Source organism: Salinilacihabitans rarus, from assembly GCF_024296665.1.
GTDB lineage: Archaea > Halobacteriota > Halobacteria > Halobacteriales > Natrialbaceae > Salinilacihabitans > Salinilacihabitans rarus.
In genome coordinates this window covers 3,340,412-3,356,400 of the sequence record NZ_CP100762.1, presented here as the reverse complement: position 1 = coordinate 3,356,400, position 15,989 = coordinate 3,340,412, and the positions used below count along the sequence as shown (strand labels likewise).

13 protein-coding genes and 1 pseudogene are annotated in these 15,989 nt (G+C 69.1%); 4 read left to right on the top strand and 10 right to left on the bottom strand.

Annotated elements, in window-relative coordinates; genetic code table 11:
- Nucleotides 1-6: 6 nt before the first annotated feature.
- The gene (locus NKG98_RS17530) at nucleotides 7-501 is read right to left on the bottom strand and encodes a hypothetical protein (RefSeq protein WP_254767419.1); all 495 of its coding nucleotides are present in this window, start codon (nucleotides 499-501) and stop codon (nucleotides 7-9) included.
- Between the two features lie 210 nt (nucleotides 502-711).
- Between NKG98_RS17530 and NKG98_RS17525 the strand changes: the two genes are divergently transcribed.
- Entirely contained in the window at nucleotides 712-1,869 is a 1,158-nt protein-coding gene (locus tag NKG98_RS17525) for an MFS transporter (protein WP_254767418.1), read from the top strand.
- A 101-nt stretch (nucleotides 1,870-1,970) separates the two neighbouring features.
- Here NKG98_RS17525 and NKG98_RS17520 read toward each other — a convergent pair whose 3' ends face one another.
- Nucleotides 1,971-2,567, bottom strand: coding sequence for a hypothetical protein (locus NKG98_RS17520; protein WP_254767417.1), 597 nt, complete (start codon nucleotides 2,565-2,567; stop codon nucleotides 1,971-1,973).
- Nucleotides 2,568-2,755: 188 nt separating this feature from the next.
- On the opposite strand from NKG98_RS17520, the gene NKG98_RS17515 reads away from it, so the two are divergent.
- The gene (locus NKG98_RS17515; RefSeq protein ID WP_254767416.1) at nucleotides 2,756-3,784 is read left to right on the top strand and encodes an LLM class flavin-dependent oxidoreductase; all 1,029 of its coding nucleotides are present in this window, start codon (nucleotides 2,756-2,758) and stop codon (nucleotides 3,782-3,784) included.
- A 65-nt stretch (nucleotides 3,785-3,849) separates the two neighbouring features.
- Here NKG98_RS17515 and NKG98_RS17510 read toward each other — a convergent pair whose 3' ends face one another.
- The 4 genes from NKG98_RS17510 to NKG98_RS17495 form a co-directional block, all read right to left on the bottom strand.
- Nucleotides 3,850-4,128, bottom strand: a complete 279-nt coding sequence (locus tag NKG98_RS17510) for a hypothetical protein (RefSeq protein ID WP_254767415.1) — start codon at nucleotides 4,126-4,128, stop codon at nucleotides 3,850-3,852.
- Between the two features lie 974 nt (nucleotides 4,129-5,102).
- Entirely contained in the window at nucleotides 5,103-7,772 is a 2,670-nt protein-coding gene (locus tag NKG98_RS17505; RefSeq protein WP_254767414.1) for a PAS domain-containing sensor histidine kinase, read from the bottom strand.
- Between the two features lie 66 nt (nucleotides 7,773-7,838).
- Nucleotides 7,839-8,585, bottom strand: a complete 747-nt coding sequence (locus NKG98_RS17500; protein WP_254767413.1) for a lipoate--protein ligase family protein — start codon at nucleotides 8,583-8,585, stop codon at nucleotides 7,839-7,841.
- A complete protein-coding gene (locus NKG98_RS17495) occupies nucleotides 8,582-8,851 on the bottom strand; it encodes a hypothetical protein (protein WP_254767412.1) in 270 nt (89 codons plus the stop codon). Before NKG98_RS17495 ends, NKG98_RS17500 begins: the two co-directional genes overlap by 4 nt.
- 326 nt (nucleotides 8,852-9,177) lie before the next feature.
- On the opposite strand from NKG98_RS17495, the gene NKG98_RS17490 reads away from it, so the two are divergent.
- A complete protein-coding gene (locus NKG98_RS17490) occupies nucleotides 9,178-9,879 on the top strand; it encodes a ZIP family metal transporter (RefSeq protein ID WP_425504417.1) in 702 nt (233 codons plus the stop codon).
- Between the two features lie 119 nt (nucleotides 9,880-9,998).
- Here NKG98_RS17490 and NKG98_RS17485 read toward each other — a convergent pair whose 3' ends face one another.
- The 3 genes and pseudogenes from NKG98_RS17485 to NKG98_RS17475 all read right to left on the bottom strand — a co-directional run.
- Nucleotides 9,999-10,397: an OsmC family protein gene (locus NKG98_RS17485; RefSeq protein WP_254767410.1), complete on the bottom strand. Its 399-nt coding sequence runs from the start codon at nucleotides 10,395-10,397 to the stop codon at nucleotides 9,999-10,001.
- Nucleotides 10,398-10,499: 102 nt separating this feature from the next.
- Complete coding sequence (gene lpdA / locus NKG98_RS17480) at nucleotides 10,500-11,942, bottom strand: dihydrolipoyl dehydrogenase (RefSeq protein ID WP_254769494.1); 1,443 nt, start codon at nucleotides 11,940-11,942, stop codon at nucleotides 10,500-10,502.
- Nucleotides 11,943-12,113: 171 nt separating this feature from the next.
- Nucleotides 12,114-12,326: pseudogene (locus tag NKG98_RS17475) on the bottom strand (biotin/lipoyl-containing protein); the annotation flags it as partial.
- A gap of 189 nt (nucleotides 12,327-12,515) precedes the next feature.
- Between NKG98_RS17475 and NKG98_RS17470 the strand changes: the two are divergent.
- Nucleotides 12,516-15,191 carry a GAF domain-containing protein gene (locus NKG98_RS17470; RefSeq protein WP_254767409.1) on the top strand — a complete coding sequence of 892 codons (2,676 nt, stop codon included), beginning with the start codon at nucleotides 12,516-12,518 and terminating at the stop codon, nucleotides 15,189-15,191.
- On the opposite strand, the gene NKG98_RS17465 is transcribed toward NKG98_RS17470, so the two are convergent.
- Nucleotides 15,188-15,853: a helix-turn-helix domain-containing protein gene (locus NKG98_RS17465; protein ID WP_254767408.1), complete on the bottom strand. Its 666-nt coding sequence runs from the start codon at nucleotides 15,851-15,853 to the stop codon at nucleotides 15,188-15,190. The two genes, NKG98_RS17470 and NKG98_RS17465, sit on opposite strands and share 4 nt — an antisense overlap.
- Nucleotides 15,854-15,989: the final 136 nt, after the last annotated feature.

Here is a 15,989-nt window from a genome sequence, read left to right as displayed (position 1 = left end):
GCCACCTTACCCGGCGACGAGTTCGCGGACGAACGGGTAGCCGCCGCCGAGGACGAACCCGAAGACGACCGCCCCCGCCGGGTCGCTCCACCCGACGGCCGGGAGCGTCCACGGCTTCCCGTAGACGACGCTCAGCCAGATCGGGACCACGAGGCCGACGACGACGGCCCACCCGCCCAGACAGATGAGGCCGGTCCAGATCGCGCCGGCGATCGGGTCGTGGAAGTCGACGTTGAGCGCGGCGCGGAGGCCGTCGTCGGCCCGCCCGAGGAAGACGAGGACCGCGGCGTACAGCCCCCCGAGGGCGAAACAGTGCGCGATCAACACCAGCCAGCCCGCGGTAGCGCCCTCGAGGCCGTACACGCTCGCCACCGCCGCGAGGCGCCCGGTCCTGTCGAGGACGATCCCGAACAGGACCGTCCCGAAGAGCAACCCGGGGATCACGTTGAGGAACAGTTCGACGCCGAGTGTCGCGCGTGGCCGCCAACGATCGACTGTCATGGCCACCTATTTCAATTAGCGGGGTAAATAAGTACACGGATATTCGTCCGTGGAAGTTTTCCGGTACACGGCTCGGCGGCGCCGTCGACGGACACGTCGCGGTCGGTGCGACGCCGGCCGCGCCGGGTATCGGATCCGAGTACGCTCCCGATCGACGTCGAACCGTCCCGGTTTCGCAACGTTTGATACCTCCGAATCGAAATAGTAGCCGTGACCCGTCGTCGTCTCTTCGCGTCTCTCTGTGGACTCGTCTTTCTCGTCAACCTCGCCAGAATCATCTTCGCGCCGCTGGTGGACGTGTTCATCGCGCGGTTCTCGGTCGGCGAGGCGACCGTCGGACTCATCGTGACACTTGCGTGGGTCGGGAGCGCGACCCCGCGGCTGCCGACCGGATTGCTGCTCACGAGGGTGCCGAGACACCACGTCGTCCTCGTCTCCGGGACGATCCTCACGGTCGCCAGCGCGTTCGCCGCGACCGCGACGACGGTCCGACATCTCATGGTCGGGGCGTTCCTCATGGGCATCGCCTCCGGCGTCTACTTCGTCTCGGCGAACCCGTTTTTGAGCGAACTGTACCCGGATCGCGTCGGCCGCGTCATGGGCATCCACGGGGCCGCGAGTCAGGTCGCCGCGGTCGTCGCGGCGCCGTTCGTCGTGCTCACGCTGCTGGTCGACTGGCGGCTCTCGCTGTGGGCGATCGCCGCCGGGGCGGCGCTGGTGACGATCCACACGTGGATCGCCGCGAGGCGGACCGACCTGCCAAACGCCGGCCGGGAGGACCGGAACTTCGTCGCCGGCGCGCTCTCGGAGTGGCGGCTCATCGTGACGGCGCTGGCGATCGTCGGCGCGACGTCGTTCGTCTGGCAGGGCGTCTTCAACTTCTACGAACTGTACATGCAGTCGAAGGGGCTCTCGAAGGGGGCCTCGGGGATGATGCTCACGGTCGTCTTCGCCGCCGGCATTCCCGCGTTCTACTTCGGCGGGGATCTGGCCGACAGGCTGCGGCCCGTCCCGTACCTGCTCGGCGTCGTCGGCGCGTTCGCCGCGAGCCTGCTCGCGCTGACGGCGATCGAGGGGCTGGTCGCGCTGATCGCGATGTCCGCGGTCGTCGGGTTCGTCATCCACGCCCTGTTCCCGGCGACGGACACGTACCTCCTCGACACGCTGCCGGACTCGACGCGGGGCAGCGCCTACGCCGTGTTCAGTTCCTCGTGGATGCTCGCGCAGGCGCTCGGCTCGTACGTCCTCGGCGTGTTCATCGAGGGCGGCTACGCCTACGACCAGGTGTTCGGGACCGCCGCGCTCTTCCTCGGCGCCTCGGTCGTCGTCCTCGCCCTCCTCGATCGGACGGGGCGGCTACCGGGCTGAGCTACGACGTTCGATACTAGCGAGCGGAGGTGCCGTAGCGTCGGATATCCGACAAAGACGATCGGTTCCAGCCGAGTGACGCGGACCCGACGCCCCACCAGTTATCCACGACGACCGCGATCGACGACGTCGAAGGCCTGTTCCGGCGCCTCCTCCACCACGAAAATCCCCTCGCGCCTGTCGAACCACCGCCCGGGTCGGTCGGTCGTGAGGAGGTGAACGAACGCGTCGTAGAGGCGCTGCATGAGTCGGGCCGGTTCGAGCGTCTCCCGGGACCGGACCAGCAAGCGGAGGTCGCCGACCGCGAGGCGATCCGCGTGATCGTACTGTCGGGCCTGCTTCTGCCGATCGATCACGGTCTCGCCGCCGTCCGGACGCAGGTCCAGGTGCTGGTAGCGCCAGTCGTCGATCCCGCCGTCTGCGACGTGGAACGTGAACAGTACCGCGTCGCCCGGTTCGAACGCGTCGCGTCGGTCGGACACGACGTCGTGGAACTCCTCGGCGAATTCCTCGAACGAGAGTTCCTCCAGGTGCTCCGCGGCCGATTGCAGGTCGTCGCGGTACGGTTCGTCGAGGAGGTTGAATCCGCTCGCCGTTCCGGCCCCTCGCGACCGGGGTCCGCCGGCGGGCGCTTCCGGGCCTTCGGTCGACGATCCGAGTGCGTCGATCGGCGTGTTCTCTGGTGCACGACGCGCCATATCCCCTTGGGGGGAGAGCACCGGCTAATAAGTGTTGGCCCGCTCGATAGGCGGTCGAAATCGTCGACGACACCGCCCGGATCGATCCGTCAGGTCGACGGGCGTCGGGTACACCGCGTGACACTCGGGCACCGGGAGGTGCGTTCTGCTAGCCGAACCGTTATGTGCCGGAGTCCCCGAACGCGGACGTGGACCTCTCTATCGTCGATCTCTCCCCGGTCCCCGACGACGGCACCGCGACCGACGCGTACGCCAACACGGTCGAATCCGCACGACAGGCCGAAACGCTGGGCTACGAGCGGTTCTGGGTCGCCGAACACCACGGCACGGCCGACACCCTCGCGGGGACGACCCCCGAAGTGTTGCTCGGCCACCTCGCCGCCGAGACCGACTCGATTCGCCTCGGGTCGGGGGCGGTGCTGCTCAACCACTACAGCCCGTTCAAGGTCGCGGAGGTGTTCGGCGCGCTGGACGCCCTCGCGCCGGGTCGTATCGACGCGGGACTGGGGCGCGCGAACGGCTCGCCGGCCGTCGACGACGCCCTCGGCACGGAGCGACACGTCCGGAATCCGGACGAGGACCACGCCGAGAAGATCGAGGCCGTCGTCAGCCACCTCTCCGACGACTACCCCGACGAACACGCGTACGGTGACCTGAAGATCCCGCGCTCGGGTGCCGCGGCGCCCGTGCCGTGGGTGCTCGGATCGAGCCCGTCGAGCGCGGCCGTCGCGGGGGAACTCGGGTTGCCCTACTGTTTCGCGGCGTTCATCCGACCGGGATTCGCCGAACCCGCCTTCGAGACGTACCGCGAGCGGTTCCAGCCGTCGCGGCTGGCCGGCGGAATCGACGCGCCTCGGGGGATGGTCGCGGTAAACGCCGTGTGTGCCGGGACCGACGAGGAGGCGGCACGACTCCGAGCCGTCGCCGAGGCGTCCTACGAGCGGATGCAGCGGGGAATCGTCGGCACGGTCCCGTCCGTCGACGAGGCGATCGACGAACTGGGTGCGGTCCCCGAGCCGACGCCCGCCACGCTCGACGCCGGCGAGTGGCCGAGAGCGATCTCCGGGAGTCCCGAGACCCTCGACGGCCTGCTCTCCCAGCTCGCGGGCCGCGTCGGCGTCGAGGAGGTGATGATCCAGCACGTCGTGGCCGATCACGGGGACGCGCTCCGCTCGCACGAACTGCTGGCGGACGGCGTCGGCCTCACGCCTCGCTGACGGCCTCACGGGCCGTTCGCCGGGAACCGTCGCGGGCGTCCGCGAGGCGGGAGCCGGACGGCCGCTCAGTCCCTGCCGATCACCGCCTCGACGTCGTAGTAGTGGCCGGGGCCGCCGCCGTCCTCGCCGCGGGCCGTTTTCCCGGAGACGTCGAACGTGTACACGCCGGTGTCGCTGTCGGTGACGAACGCGAAGTCACGTTCGTCGTCGTGGAACGCGGCCCACGTAAACGGCGCGACGCCCTCGACGCCGTCCGTCGTCGCGGTACCGCTGGCGAGTGCCACAGCGCCGACGCTCGCGATGCCCGCCTGCTTCAGGAACGTCCGTCTGCGTTGGTCAGTCATGGTCTCTCACCAGTGTGACGCACTGACAGTTGACCGACCAACACTCTCGCTAGTGACATCCTCCCCGCCCTAAAGGGCGGGGCTTCCCGAACCGCACAAGTGGCGGTTCCCGTCAATTCGGAAGGTTGGGAATCTAAGGTTTGCGACCGACGGCGCTGGCTCTGCCACGAAGCCGGTACTCGTACCCCGTGTGGGGCTTCGAGGTATCCTGTTTTGTGTCGGTCGGCGCGGTCGGCTCACTTGTTTGACACCGGCTCTCGCCGTGGCAAACACCGAGTCAACTGCCAGTTTTCCGCGCACAGTCCACAATACGCCGTGTTGGACTGTAAAACTGCCGATTCAGACGGAAGGCAGACGATGGCGGCGCTGTATCCCGTCCTGAAGGACGGGGTTTTAGCGCCTGCAATTCAGATAAATAACTGTAGGATGTCTCACGTTTTGAATCCTGCCGGTCGCGTCCCGTAATCACTAATGCCTAAAATGTTTGGGTATAGTGGTATTACCGCACCCGCCGTAACGCGAGACAGCGGAGGGACGACTCCCGACCCGGACATGAGAGGCCCCACCCCCCAGTCAGCCAGTTCCCTCCGCTCGATACTCCCCCACTTCCGGGCGACGCGTTCCGAGTCCGCGAGCGGCGGGCCGTCCCCACCGGCCTCGTCGGAACTCTCGAACGGTGACAGGGTTCAGGAACCGTGCTGAACGGGGAGCGCGAACGTGTCACGCGATTCACCTCGGTTCGCGACGGTAGTGTAAGCACAGGCAAAATACCCATGATGTAATAGGTGGGGATTTGACGGATGCATACGCGGTGGAACTCGTTCGTCCGGAATACCACCCTCGCTACGGTACTCCTCGCAGGGGTGTACTGGGTGTACTGATCTGCTGGGACCGTCGTGGTGGTATAGCGCGTCTATTCGGCGGGCCGGTCCTGTCGGTCGCCGAGAGATTCGACGACGCCTCCCGCACCGGAATCAGACGTCGACGTCCGTCTCCGCCGCCGGCAGGGTAAACGAGAACGTCGACCCCTCGCCGGGGTCGGAGTCGACGCGGATCTCGCCGCCGTGGCGCTCGACGATCCGCCGACAGAGCGCCAGCCCGATCCCGGTGCCCGGGTGCTCGTCGCGGCCGTGGAGACGCTGGAAGACCTCGAAGATGCGCTCTTGCTCGTCGGGGGCGATACCGACCCCCTCGTCGCGCACCGAGACGACCCACTCGGCGCCGGCCCGCTCGCTCCCGACGTGGACCCGCGGCGTCCCGTCGCTGTACTCGATGGCGTTGTCGACGAGGTTCTGGAACAGCCGTCGCAACTGGTCGGCGTCGCCCTCGACGGTGGGGAGGTCGTCGGCGGTAATCTCGGCGCCGCTCTCGGCGATTCGGACTTCGAGGTTCGACAGCGCCTCGTCGAGGACGACGTCGAGGTCGACCGGTTCGAACGGATCGCTCCGCGTCTTGACCCGGGAGTACTCCAGCAGACCGTCGATCATCTCGCGCATGCGGTCGGCGCCGTCGACGGCGTACCCGAGAAACTCCCGGCCGTCGGCGTCCAGTTCGTCCCCGTACCGTCGGTCGAGCAACTGCAGGTAACTCGACACCATCCGCAGGGGTTCCTGCAGGTCGTGGCTGGCGGCGTAGGCGAACTGTTCGAGGCGTCTGGTCTCCGCCCGCAGTTCGTCGATGTACTCGCGACGCTCCATGTAGAATCGTAGCAGCGTCGCGAGCGTCTCGATCAGTTCCCGCTCCTCGTCGAGGAAGGGGTCGGTCCCCTCGTCGGGCGGCCCTTCGAGGACGACGTCGATCGTAATCGGCGTCCCCGTGGCCGTCCGCGTGCGAGCGCTGGCGGCCCGGTCGAGCGGCTCGTACCCGTCGGTCGTCGCCTCGTAGTCGCCGACCGAGACGCGCGCGGCGGTCCGCTCCGGGTGTCTGAACGACCGGGGGAGGTTGATCACGAACTCCCGTACCAGCTCGTCGACCGGTTTGTCGCTCGGTTCGAGCAGGGCCGTCGCCAGTTTGACGGCGGCGAGTTCGTGCTTGCGCCGTTCCGCCAGCTCCTTCAGGTCGGTGACGTCCGTCGCCGTCGCGACGACTCGCTCCGGCCGCCCATCCTCGTCGGCGATCGGCGCGACGTTCATCGACAGCCACCGCTGTCGTCCCCCCGGAAGCTCCACCAGAACCTCCCGCTCGTACAGGTGCTCGCCGGTCGCGAACGCGCGCGCCGCGGGCCGTTCGTCGACCGGGAGGAACTCGCCGTCCGCGTCGTACATGTCCCGCCGTCCCAGGGTGTACTGTCCCATATCGTCCGCCGACAGCGCGAGCAGGTCGGCCATCCGATCGTTGGCCCGGCTGGTCGATCCATCCGGGTTCACGACCGCGATGCCGACCGGACTGGTCTCCAGAATCTGGTTGGTCAGGTCGCGTTCTCGCTGGAGCTGTTGCTCCCGTTCCCGCCGGTCGGTCATGTCGCGGGTGACCTTCGCGTACCCGCGCAACTCGCCGTCGTCCCGGATGGCCGTGATCGTCACGTTCGCCCAGAACCGCGAGCCGTCCGCCCGGACCCGCCAGCCCTCGTCCTCGACGCTCCCGGTCTCCCGCGCTTCCGCGAGGTTGCGTTCGGGAACGCCGTCGCGTCTGTCGGCGTCGGTGTAAAAACGCGAGAAGTGCTCGCCGATGATGTCCGCCCGCCGATAGCCCTTGATCTGCCGTGCGCCCGCGTTCCAGCTGACGACGCGGCCCCGCGGATCGAGCATGAAGATCGCGTACTCGTCGACCGCGTCGACCAGCGACTGGAACCGTCGCTCGCTCTCCTCGTGGGCCTGCTCCGAGGTCTTCCGGTCGGTGACGTCGTAGTACAGTTCGACGCGGCCGCCGGCGTACCGGCCGGACTCGATCGGCTTGCTCTGGTGGCCGAGCCAGCGTCCCTCGCGGTCGGGACCGGGGGTGACCCGACACTCGAACCGTTCGACGTAGGAGTTCTCCGCGTACGTCTCGAGGACGGTCTCGGCGAACGCGTCGGGATCGGCGAGTCGGTCCCGGAGCGTGTCTTCGACGACCTCGCGCTTGCTGCGACCGACGACGTCGGCCCGATCCACGCCGAAGTACTCCTCGATGGTCTCGTCGATCCACGCGACGTCGAGGTGTTCGTCGAGGACGAAGACGCCGACGTCGGCTTCGTCGATGACCGAGGTGATCGACTCGTAGGTCTCCCAGCGGGAGGCGGGGTCGGCGGGCCGCCGATCGCGGGCGTCGGCGTCGCGGACGACGCCGGCGGTCCCCTCGAACTCGCCGTCGCTCGCGAGGACGCTGAACCGCAACTCGCAGGGAACGCGCTCGCCGTCGGCGGTTTCGATCGCGAGGTCGAACGTCGCCTCCGGGTCCGCGTCGGTCTCGATCCGGGTGCGGATCTCGCGTTCGAGTCGCTCGGCGTCGCCCTCTTCGAGGACCGTCGAGACGTGCTCGCCGAGGAGGTCCTCCCGCGCAACGCCCGTCTTCCGGACGATCGCGTCGTTGACCGCGACGAACCGCCCGTCAGCGTCCAGCCGGTAGACGCCGTCGTCGACCGAATTCACGAGCCGTCGGTAGGACCGGGATGCCTCGGCGCCGGCGTCGTCGCGGGCCGTCTCCCGCGGGTCGTCTCGGTCGGTCATAGCCCTGAAGTGGACGGTGATTCGGATAAGTTCTCCGCAGCGGCGGGCGGTCCGGACCGTCGCGGCTTACAGCTGTCGGTTCCACTCGTCGGTGGCGAACGTCTCGACGGCGCGTCGACGCGCCTCGTCGAGGACGTCGTCGGGGAGCCGGCCGGGTTCGGCCTCGAAGCGGTCGGCGAACGTCTCCGTCAGCGCGTCGATAACCTCCTCGCGGCTCGCGTCGACGTAGTCGCTCATGACCGCGACGCGCTTCTCGGCGGACTCGATGGCCTTGTCGGAGACCTTCTCCTCGCCGATGCGGAGCACCCGGAGCATCTCGCTGGTGTCGAGGTCGTAGCTCATCGTCGTGTGGTGGAGGACGGCGTCGCCCTTCCGAAGCTGTGCCGCGCCGCCGATCTTCCCGTCGGGGTGGGAGATGTCGTTCAGCGGCTCGTGGGAGACGTCGAGGCCGACCTCGCGGAGGGCGTCGATGGCCCACCGGTCGAGTTCGGCGTAGCTGGCCTCGATGTCGTCGGCGACGGCCTCGCGGGGGAGGTACAGCGAGTAGGTGATCACCGCGCCCGGTTCGACGTACATCGCGCCGCCGCCGGTGAGCCGCCGGACGACGTCGATGTCGTGCTCCTCGACGTAGTCGACCGCGACCTCGTCGGCGTACGCCTGGAAGCGCCCGAGCGCGACGGCGGGCGACTCGCGGTACCAAAAGCGCAGCGTGGGTTCGAGGTCGCCAGCGTCGAGACGCTCGATCAGGACGCCTTCGAGCGCCTGCTGGACGGGTTCGCTGTAGACCCCCTCGTCGATAACGCGGTAGGTCATCGGATCGCCTCCAGCGTCGCGTCCGCGAGGTGGCCCGCGTCGAAGCCGATGAGCCGCGCGTCGACCGCCTCGACCGCCTCGACGAGCGTCTCCCGGGAGACGTCGGTCGGGTGGCCTTCGAGCGCGGCTTCGAGCGCCGCGTGGCTCTCGGGCGGTTCGAGGAAGAAGTCGCCGGTGACGCGGACGTCCGTCAGCCGGTCGTCGTAGGTGACTGCGACCTCGACGAGTTTTCCGTCGGGAACCTTGACCGTCGCGCTGTCGTGCATCGGTACGAGGAAGGGGCCGGAGACGGTAATACTGTGCGAAACGTGCCCGCGCGTTCGGCTCCGCGTCCGTCCGTCCGCTCCCGGCGCCCGCGCCGTGGAACACGGGCGAAAGTTGTTAATAACTCCAATCCCGTAGTTATTAACGAGCGATAGTGATCGGGGAATCCACCACTTCGCGGACGGAGACGGAACGGGACCGGGGGAGTTCACACGAGCGAGCGGTCGGCGTCGGGGTGTTGCTCGCGCTCGTCGTGCTCTCCGTGGCCGCCCTCGCCGCGGACGTCACCTGGAAACTGCTGGCGATCTCCTGGGTCGCGTTCGGCGCGATGGCGATCGGCGCGCCGCTGGGCAGGCGCGCGGCGACCGCCGACCACCCGCTCGAGTCGGTGTGGGGGTACGGGCTCGCGAGCGGTGCGATGGTGACCAGCGCCGCGCTCTTTCTGGTCCCGCAGGCGATCGGCCAGCACGGTCAGTTCGGTAGCCTCGGCATCGCCGTCGGCTTCCTCGCGGGGTACGTCGGCCACACCCTCGGCCACCGGCTCACGCACCTCGACCTGCCGGTCGATCACACGGCGGCGGAACTGACGGTCCACGCCCTCGCGGCCGGGGCGATCATCGGCGCGATCTACACCGCGATGCCGTCGCTGACGTCGGTCCTCGGGGTCGCGCTCGTCTCGCACAAAGCGCCCGCCGGCTACGCCGCGGCGCGTCGACTCGCGGGTCAGGGACGGTCCGTCCTCGCCCTCGCGCTCCCGGCGGCCGCCGTCGGGCTGATCGCGCTTCCCGTCGGCATCGTCGGCTTCGATCCATCGAGCGTCGTTCGCGGGCTGCTGTTCGGCGTCGCTGCCGGCGTGTTCCTCCACGTCGCCGTCGACCTCCTGCCGGAGTGTACCGCCGGAAGCGAGACGTGTCCCGCGGACGCCGCGGTCGACGGCCACCGGTTCCGGGATCGGCTGCGAACGCACGCCGCAGTCAGCGCCGTCGTCGGGGGCGCCGCGGTCGTCCTCGCGTGGCTGCTGGTCGTCTGACGCGGCGAGCGCGTTTCGGTACGCCCGTAGTTCCGTGTCCGGCACGGAAGACCGGAAGCGGCCGTCGGACGGCGACGGTTCCAGAAGAAGACGCCGGGCCGAAGCGTGCTGCGACCGTCCTAGTCGTCGAACGCGTCGGTCTCGACGGTGACGTCGGCGGTCAGGTCCTCGCGGAGCGCCGCGTGGACGTGACACATGTCCTCGCCGAGGGCGACCAGTTCCGCGGGGTCGTCGACGTCGGCTTCGACCTTCAGCGTGAACGCGATCGCTTCGAGGTCGTCCTCGTCGTCCATCTCGGCCGTCGCCTCGATCTCCATCCGGCCGAGGTCGTCGTAGCCGGCCTTCTGCGCGCCGAGGCGGACGGCGGGCAGGAAACACGACGCGTAGTCGGCGACCAGGACCGCGTTCGGGTTCGGACCCGTCTCGTCCATCGGGTCGATGGCGAGCGCGAAGTCGCCGATGACGCTCTGCGTGTCGAAGCCGTCTTCGTTAGTCGTCGTCAGGGAGATGTCGGCCATGTCTGTATTGTGTAGTTTTGGCCATATTGTGAAGTACCCTTCGAATCCTCCGTCAACAAAAAAGCCGTTTATTCGCGGGTCGGCGCCGGTCCGCGGGCGACCTCAGCGCGTGTGGATGGCCTCGCCGCGGGCGGCCGCGGCGGCCTCCATCACCGCCTCCGACAGCGTCGGGTGCGTGTGGACGGTGCCGGCGAGCGTCTCGAGGTCGGCGCCGACCTCCAGCGCGAGGGCGACCTCGCCGATCAGTTCGGAGGCGTTCGGGGCGACGATCCCCGCGCCGAGGACGCGCTCGGTGGCCGCGTCCGCGACGATCCGGACGAAGCCGTCGGTCGATCCGAGGGTCAGCGCCCGGCCGTTCGCCTGCAGGGGCATCCGGCCGACGACCGGATCGTAGCCCGCCTCGGCGGCCTCCTCGCGGGTCAGCCCGACCGTCGCGACCTCGGGGTCGGTGAAGACGGCCGCGGGCATCGCCTCGTGGTCGAGCGCGGCCGGTTCGCCGGCGATCGCGGCCGCGGCGACTTCACCCTCGTGGCTGGCCTTGTGCGCCAGCATCGGCTCGCCGGCGACGTCGCCGACGGCGAAGACGTGGTCGCGGGCCGTCCGCCCCTGCGCGTCCGTCGGCACGAACCCGCGGTCGTCGGGTTCGATCCCGAGCGCTTCGAAGCCGACCGTCTCCGAGACCGGTTCGCGGCCGGCGACGACCAACGCGGCGTCGGCGGCGAGGTCGGTCGTCGCGCCGTCCTCGTCTTCCACCGTGACGACGACGCCGTCGTCGGTCGGCTCCCAGTCGGCGGCGCGCTCGCCGAACCGGAACTCGACGCCGAACTCGACGGCCCGCTCGCGTACGACACGCGAGATCTCGTCGTCGTACATCGGCAGGACGTCGTCCAACATCTCGACGACGGTGACGTCCGTCCCGAGTTTCGCGAAGACCGTCGACAGTTCCATCCCGATGTAGCCCGCGCCGACGACGACCAGCCGGTCGGGGGCCGACGACAGGTCGAGCGCGTCGGTCGAGTCGAGGATCCGCTCGCCGTCGGGTTCGAAGCCCGGAATCTCGACGGGGCGGCTGCCCGTGGCGACGATCGCGTACTCGAACGTCAGGGTCGCGTCACCCTCGTCGGTCGAGATCCGGGCGCGGTGGTCGTCGACGAACGTCGCGCGGCCGTCCACGAGCGTGACGCCGGCGGCGCGACACAGCCCCTCGACGCCGCCGGTCAGCCGATCGACCACGTCGTCTTTCCACGCCGTCAGGCGGCCGACGTCGACGTCGACCTCGGCGGTGACGCCCAGGTGCTCGGCGTGGGTCGCCTCGTGGGCGACGTCGGCGCCGTGGACGAGCGCCTTCGACGGGATGCAGCCCTCGTTGAGGCAGGTGCCGCCGTAGGCGTCCTTTTCGACGAGGGTGACGTCGAGGCCGAGCTGGGCGGCGCGGATCGCCGCGACGTAGCCGCCGGGGCCGGCCCCGACGACGAGTACCTCGGTCGACTCGGGGACGCCGTCGACGGCGCCCGCGGGGGCGTCGGTCGTCGCCGCGTCGTCTATTCGGGTGACCGCCGGCGTCGGGCCGTCGTCCGGTTCGTCCGCGTCGGCGTCCGGTTCGTCGCCGTCGTCCGACCCGACCCGCGTTACGGCCGGCGTCGGACCGTCGTCCGGTTCGTCCGCGTCGGCGGCGTCGTCAGCGGCTCCGTCCTCGACCTCGAAGCGGGCGACGACGTCGCCGACGGCGACGGTGTCGCCGACGTCCGCGGCGAGGTCGAGGACGGTGCCGTCGACCGGCGCCGGCACCTCGACGACGGACTTGTCCGTCTCGACCTCGACGACGGGGTCCCCCTCGCTGACGGCGTCTCCCGGCTCGACGTGGCTCGCCACGAGAGTCCCGTCGGTCGCATCGTCTCCAAGCTCCGGCAACTCGAACTCGTATGTCATCGACTGTGGCTCAGTAGTCTTGCTTAATATTGCCTTTGATCTGCAAGACTGACGGCGCAGTGGCACGTCTGCGAGTCGGGCGGGGCCGGCGAGTTCGGACGGCGTGGCACCTGTTGCCACGATTCTCACTCGACAGTAACCGTTGTGGTCGTTAAAGGAACGTCGAGCCAAGGGGAGACGGGAGCCCAGATGGCAGAACAGACTCTCGAGGGGGGAGTCGGCGACCGGCGGTCGGATGACGAACTAACCGTGCTCCTCGTGGCGCGCTCGTCGGCCGCAGAAGCCCTCGAAGCGGGGCTTCGGCGCGAGGTCGGACGCGTCGTCTCCGTCTCTTCGACCGACGACGCCGTCGTCGCGCTCGAGGAGTCGAGCGTCGACTGCGTCGTGAGCGAGTCGGACCTCGACGACGGTGACGGCCGCGCGTTCCTCGAACGGATCCGCGACCGGTACCCGTCGTTGCCGGTCGTCCCGTGGACCGCGGACGGCGACGGGGCGGCCGCGAGCGACGTCCGCGTCGTGGACGCGCCCGATTACGTCACCCGCGACGAGAGGCCACCGACCGAGTTCGAGTCGCTCGCGAACCGCATCCGCCGCGCCGTCGACTCCGGGACGGCCGAGCGGGACCCGAACCGTCGGAACCTCAACACCGTCTCGGATCTGAACCAGCGGCTCGCACGCGCCGACACGATCGAGGAAGGGCTACACGTCGTCCTGACGGACGTGTGTGAGCTGACGGCGTGGGAGTACAGCGAGATATGGGTCCCGAACTCGAGGCGGGACGAACTCGAACACGCGAAGTCGTACGCCCTGAACGACTCGTTTCGCGAGTTCGTCGAAGTGACGAGAACGACCGGGTTTCGGAAGGGCGAGGGGTTGCCCGGCAGGGTCTGGGCGACCGAGGACACCGAGTGGATCCGCGACGTGTCCTCGCTCTCGCCGGACAAGTACATCAGAACGGAGATCGCGGCGTCGTCGAACCTCAAAGCGGCCTTCGGGATCCCGGTGAAATCGGCGGGTCGCGTCGAGGCGGTGCTCGCGTACTACCTGACGCGCCCCCGGGCGTTCGACGACGACATCGCCGCCGTCGTCGAAACGCTCGCGGCGACCTTCGGGAGCCTGATCGCCACCGAACTGGTCCGCCGGCCGACGAACGAACGGCTGACGGAGCGATACGAAGCGCCGGTGCGCAGACTGAAGGCGGCGAGGACGGGGATACGGACCGCCAGCACGGCCAGCGACGTCGCCCGACCGGTCGTCGATCTGGCGGCGGAGACGCTGAACGCCGCCCACTGCGTGGCGTACCTGTACGACGACCGCGGCGCGGAACTCGTTCCGGCGGCCGTTCCCGAGGCGCTCGACGTTCGCCTCGAGGAGTTCCCGCGCGTCTCGCCGGGGGAGAACGCCGTCTGGCGGAGTTTCGTCGACGGGACGGCGACACGGCTGGAGGGGGACGACGTCGCCGACGAACTCGCGGCCTCCGGGGCGACCGTCCGCCGACAACTGATCGTGCCGCTCGACGACCGCGGCGCGCTCGTCGTCGGCGATCCCGACCCCGAGGTGGGAGACGGGTTCCGCGTCGAGACCGTGAAAGCGGCGTGTGACCTCGCCGGGGCAGCGCTCGCCCGCCACCTGAGCGAGGCCGAACTCGGCCGACGGAGCCGCGAACTCGAAACGCTCGAAGACCGACTCGAACGCTCCCGGCGGGTCGTCGAGGGCGTCCAGAACGCGGTGGCGGCCGTCTGCGAGGCCGACTCGCGGCCGGCGATCTCGCGGGCGATCTGTACGTCCCTCCTCTCGCTCCGGCCGGTGGACGGCGCCTGGATAGGGGTCCCCGACCCGGAGCGAAACGAACTGCGGGTCGCCCACCACGTCGGGACGCCCGAGGCGTATCTGGAGGGCGTTCCGCTCGCGCTCTCGGAGGACAACACGCTCCCGGCAGCCCGGGCCGCGGCCGAACGCGAAGCCGTCGTCGAAGCCGACACCGCCGGCCGGCCGGGGGAGGCGGGGTGGCGACGGACGGCCCTCCTGTACGAGTTCAGGTCGCTGGCCAGCGTCCCGATCTACCACGGGGGCGTCCTCTACGGGGTCCTCACCGCGATCAGCACCGAACCCGAGGGGTTCGACGCCACCGTGCGTGACTCCCTCGTCGAACTCGGGTCGCTCGTCGGGCACGCGTTCGCCGCGGCGGACCGGCAGGACGCGCTCCTCGCCGACGAGACCACGACGCTGACGGTCGAGGTCACCGGCGCGCGGGATCCGTTCGCGCGCCTCGCGTCCCGGTTCGACGCGGAGGTCGTCATCGAAAACGTCACCCGTCGATCCGACGGCGGCTATCTGGTTCACTTCGTCGTCGACGACGGCGACGCCGACGAGGTCGCGACCACCCTCGGGGAGGAAGCGAGCGTCCGCCACAGCCGCGTGGTGTGTGACAGTTCCTCGCCCCGACTCGAAGCCGTCGTCGGGGACTGCATCGTGACCAGCGTCGCCGGTCTGGGTGCAGCCGTCTGCGAGGTGACGGTCTCGACGCGGGGGATCAGGATCGACCTCTCGATCCCTCGCCAGTGGAACAAACAGGAGTTTACGAGTCGGCTGCGGGAGCTGTATCCGGACGTCCGGCTGCGGGCGTACGCCACGCCGCCGCGTTCCGGATCGTCGTCGGCCCCGCCGTCCGACGAGCGGTTGACCGACCGACAACACGAGATCCTCGAGGCGGCGTACCGCGGCGGCTACTTCGACCAGCCGCGCAAGAGCACGGGCGAGGAGATCGCCGAGTCGCTCGGCATCTCCCAGCCCGCGTTCTCGACGCAGCTCCGGGCGATACAGCGGAAACTCGTCGAATCGATACACCGCGACGAGCGACGCTAGAACAGGTCCGTGATGAGCTTCGACTGTGCCGTCCGGAGACGCTCCGAGAGCGCCGACTGGCTGATCCCGAGGTCGTCGGCGATCTCAGCGAGTCTCACGTCCGACTCGGTCGAGTAGTATCCACGTTCGACGGCCGCTTCGACCGCCTCGCGTTGCTTTTCGGTGAGCGTCGCCCGATCGAACAGGACGGGGTCGTGGTGCCCGTCCGGTTCGGCGACGACGAGGCGGTCGACGACCACCCTGTCGGCGAGCGCCCGCAGGTCCGCCACCAGCGGCCTGATCTGTTCGTGGCTCTTGACGTGGGTGGTCGCGTGTAACCAGCCGTCCTCGATCCGACCGTACTTGGGGACACAGCGACGCCGCTGGAAGGCGTCACAGAGGCAGGGCGACCGCCTCGACGGGCCGCTCTTCGAGACGACCTCCCCGTCGGCCAGGACGAAATCGATGAGACACTCCTCGGTCCCTCTGGTGAACTCGATGCCGTCGACCGGTTCGTCGGCGAGGACGGGACCCGGTTCCGCGCCGCAGTGACACGAAGTGAGGGGGAGCGTGAGCGGACACGAGTAGTCGTCTCCCGGACGGATCCGGACCTCCAGCCGCGCGCACGTCCGCCGGTGGTCGACCGGTTCGCTCTCACTGGCCCGCGGATTCTTCGTGCTCATCCGATACTGAAACCGTCGAACCGTACCCGCATAAGATAGCCAGCTATTCTAATCACCGCGCGAGCGAAGGAGGGATAATAATTTGCGGATTTCGCGCGGGCCGGTTATCAATATACGATCGCGGGCCGCCCGGCGC